At 56.6% G+C, this 5,745-nt stretch carries 5 protein-coding genes; 1 reads left to right on the top strand and 4 read right to left on the bottom strand.

Annotation, left to right across the window (positions count from 1 at the left end; translation table 11 throughout):
* On the bottom strand, positions 1–1,582 hold a 1,582-nt coding region (locus ABYV89_RS13910; RefSeq protein ID WP_432823545.1), incomplete at its 3' end, for an autotransporter assembly complex protein TamA.
* Positions 1,583–1,741: 159 nt separating this feature from the next.
* On the opposite strand from ABYV89_RS13910, the gene ABYV89_RS13905 reads away from it, so the two are divergent.
* Positions 1,742–2,680, top strand: coding sequence for a L,D-transpeptidase (locus ABYV89_RS13905; protein WP_432823544.1), 939 nt, complete (start codon positions 1,742–1,744; stop codon positions 2,678–2,680).
* Between the two features lie 203 nt (positions 2,681–2,883).
* Here ABYV89_RS13905 and ABYV89_RS13900 read toward each other — a convergent pair whose 3' ends face one another.
* The 3 genes from ABYV89_RS13900 to ABYV89_RS13890 all read right to left on the bottom strand — a co-directional run.
* Positions 2,884–3,192, bottom strand: a complete 309-nt coding sequence (locus ABYV89_RS13900; RefSeq protein WP_432823543.1) for a hypothetical protein — start codon at positions 3,190–3,192, stop codon at positions 2,884–2,886.
* A 195-nt stretch (positions 3,193–3,387) separates the two neighbouring features.
* The gene (locus ABYV89_RS13895; RefSeq protein WP_432823542.1) at positions 3,388–4,128 is read right to left on the bottom strand and encodes a succinate dehydrogenase/fumarate reductase iron-sulfur subunit; all 741 of its coding nucleotides are present in this window, start codon (positions 4,126–4,128) and stop codon (positions 3,388–3,390) included.
* Positions 4,128–5,745 (bottom strand): fumarate reductase/succinate dehydrogenase flavoprotein subunit (locus ABYV89_RS13890; protein WP_432823541.1); only part of this gene is annotated, 1,618 nt, incomplete at its 5' end. The genes ABYV89_RS13890 and ABYV89_RS13895, both read right to left, overlap by 1 nt.

Below are 5,745 nucleotides of genomic sequence, written 5' to 3'. Positions count from 1 at the left end.
CCTGGGTGTAATAACGCACACCGATGCCGGCCCCTTGCGCCCACTCGATATCTGAAAGACTGTTGAACGCGTTGCCGACATCGTAAAAACAGGCCACCCCCCAATTATCCCAAAGCTTCCTTTCCAGCTCGATACTGCCGACGGCCAGATGCTTGCCGCCTGTCGTCTGGCCCAGGTCGTCCTTTGGTCCAAGCGACTGGTAACTGTAACCACGCACACTCTGATCCCCGCCGGCAAAAAACCGCATCGATGCCGGAACCTCTGCGAGGGGCTCGTTCTGCAAGGTGGTTGCCCCTTCGGTCCGGACAAAAACCGAAAACCGGGCAGGCAGCCTGACCAGGGTATTTCCCGAGGCCAGCAGCTGCAGCAGGCTGACATCCGATGCCAGGTGCTGGTGCGCCCCGCGCGCTTCAAGGCTGAAGGAATAGCCGGCTTGCGGGCGCACCGGGTCTTTGTAACGACGCCGCGAAAAACGTATCCCGGGAATAACCATCCGGGAACGGTCATCCTCCTGGCCGACAATGTAATCTTCCTGCAGCAGCCGCAGGAAAACCGATCCTGCCCGCCCCTTGCCAAAGCCCCAGATCTGTTCAGCTTCGGCGAATATCGACCGCGTCTCGTAGGTTTCGACATCCTCGGCCTTGTAACCGAGCCGGAATGCTGTCTGAGTCTCCAGGTTTCGGGCGGAAGGCATGGTGTAGGTGGAGACCAGGGACTGGCGCCACTGGGCCATCAGCAAGTCGGTCTCAAACAGATGCGCGCGGTGGAGCAGGTTGACGTCCTTGTAGCGCAGCGAAAAACGGGCGCCGGTGTCGGTGCCATAGCCAAGCCCCGGCCGCAGACGCCGACGAACCGAGGGCACCAGCTGCATTGAAATCGGAACCTTGTCATTTTGCGTCAAATCTTCACGCGGGGAAATAATGACATCCCGAAAGCGGTCGGAATCTAAAAAATTCAGCTGGGTCTGTCCGAGTTTGGCGTGGGAAAAAACATCTCCTTCGGCAAAAGCCAGGTGCCGCTTGAGAAACCACTCGGGGTAGTCGGGAGCGCCATACAGCAGAACGCTGCCAAAACGCAACTGCGTTCCCGTGGAGAGCACCAGTTCAATTTCAGCACGGCGCTGGGCCCGATTGACGCGAATCTCATGGGTGACGAACTCCGCCTGCAGAAAGCCCAGATCGAGTGCAGTCGCCACCAATTCCCCTTTTGCCCTTTCATAATAATCCTGCCGCAGAATATCCCCAACGGCCAGTGGGAATGCCTCCACCTGGCGCTGCAGGGCCTTGTGCTGTTCGCCGGGTCCGATCACTGCGACACGAATCGTTGCCACCCGGACCGGTTTTCCCGGCTTCACCTCGACCAGCAGGCGGACCTGATTTTTCTTGTGGTTTTCCAGCCGGGAGCTTGTTATGGTTTCAAAATAACCAAAGGGTTCAAGGGCCCGGTCGATTTTGGCGGGGATCTGGCTGCGGAAATGTTCCAACCAGCGGCGATCGATACTGCGGTCCTCGGCCACCAGTCCCACGGGAAGGGCAAGAGCGGCCTGCACATTCGTCAGCGCATCGTCGGTGACTCCCGTCACGATCACTTCGATCGGCTCAAAAGACAATAAGGCATGGGCTGTAAAACAAAACGGCCAAAGCGTAACGAAAGCGATGAGAAAAAGGGTCCGGACACCCATTTTCATGCGACGACTCCTCAATAAAAACAATTCAAATATACGACAGGATATCATACGCAGATGTGGAAAAAAATTCATTGCCTTGCCATTGTGCTAATTTATTTGCTGACGGCCCATAGCGTATGCGCCTGGGACCCGGAACTTAAATCCGACTCGTTCTTACTCAGCCCGGATTGGCAGGGAGAAGTGATCGGCGCCCACCGCTTTCACACCGCCGGCCCGAAAGAAACCCTGATGGAACTGGCTCGCGACAAGATGCTGGGGTATACCAACGTCAAAAATGCCAACCCCGGCATCGACCCCTGGTTCCCTTCACCGGGGCAAGTGGTCCTGCTGCCGTATTCATCGATCCTGCCGATAGAGGCCAATCCGGGCATCACGATCAACCTTGCCGAACTGCGCTTGTATTACATCTGGGAAGAAAACGGCAGATTTCGGGCACGAACCTACCCGGTGGGCATCGGCACGGAGGGGACTGAATCTCCCCTTGGACAATTTGCCATCCTGAGTAAAATTGAAAACCCGACCTGGACCGTCCCCCTGTCCATCCGCAAGGAACGCCCGGAATCTCCGGCTTCCGTCCCTCCGGGGCCATCCAACCCCCTGGGTAAATTCTGGATGGGGTTTTCCCGGGGGGGCTTCGGTGTCCACGGAACCAACATCCCGCTAGGAGTAGGTCGACGAGTCAGCCACGGGTGCCTGCGTCTTTATGCCCAGGACATACAAGATCTGTTCAGCCGGGCCGCCATCGGAACCCCGTTGCAAATCATCAACAACCCGATAAAGGTCGGCAGGAAAAACGATATCCTCTTTCTGGAAGTCCACCGGGATTTGCAGGAAAACGACGATGAGTTAAAGAAAGAAATAGTCCGCCAGGCGAGAGTTCTCAACTGGAGCGGAACGCTCGACTGGGACGGAATAGAGCGGATCCTCAAAGAAAACCGGGGCATTCCTTTTCCTATATCGTTCGCCGCAGAGCAACACAGCTCTAACCTGTAACCGCGACAAAGCCCAGGTTAAGCCAGTAGCCTGGCGCCCCAAGGCTTTGGATAAGTCTCAGCTAAATGGTTCGTCGGTCGACTTCGGCTGTGCCCCTTATTGCTCCTTTACTTGAAGCTGCTTCTAAAGATAAAGCCGGGGGCTACGTTCTGCTAACGTAGCCCCCGGCTTTAATCTAACTGTCTCTGCAAACTACTGACAACTTACTTGCGCAAGCCCATCTCGAAAGCCTTTTCTGCTTTCAGCGCACTCTGCTCAGCTCTGCTTGCCGCAGCGTCTGCCCTGCTTGCCGCATCAGTAGCTTTAGCGGCGGCAGCTTCACTGGTAGCGGCCGCTTTTTCTGCTCTCATTGCGGAAGCCTCAGCGGCCTGAGCAGACTGAGATGCAGCAGTACTTGCCTCAAGAGATTGCTTGAGAAGGTTCTGGTCCGCCGGAGACAGACTTGCAGTACATCCAGCCAGGCAAAGAACCAAAGCGCCACCCGCCAATAATACCATCTGTAATTTACGCATTTGAACCTCCTGAAGTGTTAGCGTTGAGTTACATTGAAACAGATATTTTAAAATTGTCAATACCAAAGAGCTTTAACCAAATAGCAAAATCAAGGCAATTGATAATATTTCAACCCTACATGGGTCAATACAATCATAAAGGGGAGGGTCGCAAGACCCTCCCCTTTATGATTGAACACGATCATGGTGACTGAATTACGGGAGCAGTGACTTGATGTATTCCCGATTCAGCTTAGCGATGAACTTGACATCGATCCCTTTCGGGCAAGATGTCTGGCACTCGTAGTGATTGGAACAGTTGCCGAAACCACATTCCTGCAGCGTTTCGGTCATTGCCTTGACCCGAGCCTTGGCTTCGGGGCGACCCTGCGGCAGAACGGCGAGCTGGGCCACCTTGTTACCGGTGAACAGCATGGCCGAGCTATTGGGACAACCGGCAATACAGGCGCCACAGCCGATGCACTCGGCGGCGTCCATGGCATAGTCAGCCTCAGGCTTGCCAATCATCACAGCGTTACCATCGGGTACGCCGCCCGTATGACAAGAGGTGTAGCCACCGGAGTTCATGATGGTGTCCATGGCGGCACGGTCAACGACGAGGTCCTTGACGATCGGGAAAGCCTTGGCTTTCCAGGGCTCGATATAGATGCTGTCACCGTCTTTGAAGGAACGCATGTGCAGCTGACAGACCGTAGTGCGATCCTGGCCGCCATGAGGCCGACCGTTGATGACCTGTGAACACATGCCGCAGATGCCTTCACGGCAATCGTGGTCAAAAGCGATCGGATCTTTCCCGGTTCTGATCAGCTCTTCGTTCACATCATCGAGCATTTCCAGAAACGACTGGTCGGGGCTGACATGCGGAGCCTCGTACTGCTCCAGCTTGCCCATCTCTTTAGGACCCTTTTGGCGCCATACGTATAATGTAAGGTTCATTATTTATAACTCCTTACTGCCAGGTGTACATTTTCGAATTTCAGGGGCTCCTTGTGCAGCTCAGGCTCCTTGTTGACGCCTTTGAACTCCCAGGCCGCGGCGTAGCAGAAGTTTTCGTCGTCGCGCATGGCCTCGCCGTCTTCGGTCTGGTGCTCGACGCGGAAGTGGCCGCCACAGGATTCCTCACGATGCAGAGCGTCCTTGGCCATCATTTCGCCGAACTCGAGGAAGTCGGCCAGGCGACCGGCATTTTCGAGCTGCTGGTTGAATTCCGCACCGCTGCCGGTGACCTTGATGTTCTTCCAGAACTCTTCACGCAGCGCAGGAATCCGCTTGAGAGCATCTTTGAGACTGGCATCACTACGAGCCATACCGACATTCTCCCACATGATCTTGCCAAGTTCGCGATGCATTTCGGAGACGGTCTTCTTGCCGTTGATCGAAAGCAGCTTGTTGATGTTGGCCTTGACTTCGTCGGCCGACTTCTTGAACTCGGGATGCTCGTCGGTAACCTGGCCGGGCTTGATGGTGACCAGGTAGTTGGCGATGGTGTAAGGAATGACGAAGTAACCATCAGCAAGACCCTGCATCAGAGCCGAAGCCCCGAGACGGTTGGCGCCGTGGACGGAGAAGTTGGCTTCGCCGAGAACGAACAGACCGGGCACGTTGCTCATGCAGTTGTAGTCGACCCACAAACCGCCCATCGAATAGTGGGGGGCCGGGTAGATGCGCATCGGCTGCTTGTAGGCATTCTCATCGGTGATCTTTTCATACATTTCGAAAAGATTGCCGTAACGCTCCTTGATGGTGTGTTCGCCAACGCGGGCAATGGAGGTAGCGTAGTCGAGGTAAACGCCACGCTTGCCGGGGCCGACGCCGCGCTCATCGTCACACTGCTCTTTGGCGGCGCGGGAAGCGATATCGCGGGGAGCCAGGTTACCGAAGGAGGGGTACTTGCGCTCCAGGTAGTAATCGCGATCCGCTTCGGCAATCGAGCCGGCCGGTTTGTCGCAGTCTTCCTTCTTCTTCGGAACCCAGCAGCGCCCGTCATTCCGCAGCGACTCGGACATCAGGGTCAGCTTCGACTGATGCTCACCGCTCTGCGGGATGCAGGTCGGGTGAATCTGGGTGTAACAGGGATTGGCCATGTAAGCGCCTTTTTTGGCGGCTTTCCAGGCGGCGGTCACGCTGCAGCCCATGGCGTTGGTCGACAGGTAGAAGACGTTGACGTAACCGCCGGTGGCCAGAACCACGGCATCGCCCCAGTGGGACTCGATCTCGCCGGTGGTCAGGTTACGCACGGTGATCCCCTTGGCTACGCCATCGACCACGACCAGGTCGAGCATTTCGGTGCGGGGGTGCATGGTGACCGTCTTGGCCTGAACCTGGCGGCAAAGAGCCGAGTAGGCGCCGAGCAGCAGCTGCTGGCCGGTCTGACCACGGGCGTAGAAGGTACGGGAGACCTGGGCGCCGCCGAAGGAGCGATTGTCGAGGTAGCCGGCGTAGTCACGGGCAAAAGGAACGCCCTGGGCCACGCACTGGTCGATAATGTTGTTGGACACCTGGGCCAGACGCCAGACGTCGGCCTCACGGGCACGGAAGTCGCCGCCCTTGATG

This window comes from Trichloromonas sp. (genome assembly GCF_041583255.1).
Lineage (GTDB): Bacteria > Desulfobacterota > Desulfuromonadia > Desulfuromonadales > Trichloromonadaceae > Trichloromonas.
This window is presented reverse-complemented; position numbering and strand designations above follow the sequence as displayed.

Coding starts and splice junctions, on each gene's coding strand:
- ABYV89_RS13905 (WP_432823544.1), top strand. CDS start 1,742: ATGTGGAAAAAAATTCATTGCCTTGCCATTGTGCTAATTTATTTGCTG.
- ABYV89_RS13895 (WP_432823542.1), bottom strand. CDS start 4,128: ATGAACCTTACATTATACGTATGGCGCCAAAAGGGTCCTAAAGAGATG.
- ABYV89_RS13900 (WP_432823543.1), bottom strand. CDS start 3,192: ATGCGTAAATTACAGATGGTATTATTGGCGGGTGGCGCTTTGGTTCTT.